Annotated in this window: 2 protein-coding genes; both read right to left on the bottom strand. The window is 68.0% G+C overall.

The window, feature by feature from the left end; genetic code table 11:
* Window positions 1-197 (bottom strand): Type 1 glutamine amidotransferase-like domain-containing protein (locus VB714_RS07390; RefSeq protein WP_323222647.1); only part of this gene is annotated, 197 nt, incomplete at its 3' end.
* Between the two features lie 13 nt (window positions 198-210).
* Window positions 211-823, bottom strand: a 613-nt coding sequence (locus tag VB714_RS07395; RefSeq protein WP_323222650.1) for a Type 1 glutamine amidotransferase-like domain-containing protein, incomplete at its 5' end; no start/stop codon positions are given.

Below are 823 nucleotides of genomic sequence, written 5' to 3' on the forward strand. Positions count from 1 at the left end.
GTGACCTCGGCGCCCCGGCTCCCGAAGCCACGGCGGAAGCGGGATATCTGGTCGTCCGGGTCGCCGCTGGCAGTCGGCAGCAGGCAGACCTTCGGCACCTCGGTACCGGCCAGATCGAGCATGAAGTCGGTCAGCACCTCGTTGCCGTCGAGGCGGTCGAGTTCGTGGCCCCCCATCAGGAGCAGTCGCGAAGCCATGAGGTGAAGCTACCTAAACCGGGAGCTCTGAAGGCATCGACCAGGCGTAGGAGGAGGGGCCGACCAATGGCACGTGGTCCGGTGAGCCGAGGTGGCGGGTTGCCAGCTGGGTGGTACGCGCACGGTCGCCGCGGCGGTCGATCCGGTAGGCGCGGGCCTCCGGTCGTGAGGCGACCACCTGGGCCAGCTCCTCGCCGACGAAGTGGAGGGCCGCTCCATCGGTTGCCGCGTAGCCGATCGAGGAGACCTCGTCGAGGCTGCTCTCGAACTCCCGGTGCTGGTCGGAGCCCGGCTTGAAGTGAACCGAGTTCCCGACGGGCAGCATCCCCAGCCCGAGGACCAGGCGGACCTCGTTCTGGTAGCCGGTCAGGGCGTGCTCGAACCAGCAGAGCGAGCCGGCGCTGAGGCCGCAGAGCACGATCCCCTGCTGCCACGCCTCGTGGAGGATCTCGTCGATGCCATGGGCCCTCCAGACAGCCAGCATGTTGACCACGCTTCCTCCGCCGACGTAGATCATGTCCTGGTCGAGCAGGTGGTCGCGGATGTTGCCAACCCCGCGCTCGCGGCGGAAGAGCGAGACGTGGGAGGGATAGGAGGTGTCGCGGAAGGCGTTGTAGAAGCGCACG

The sequence above is a fragment of the Spirulina sp. 06S082 genome (assembly GCF_034932145.1).
In the GTDB taxonomy this organism is placed as follows: domain Bacteria; phylum Cyanobacteriota; class Cyanobacteriia; order Cyanobacteriales; family Spirulinaceae; genus CCY15215.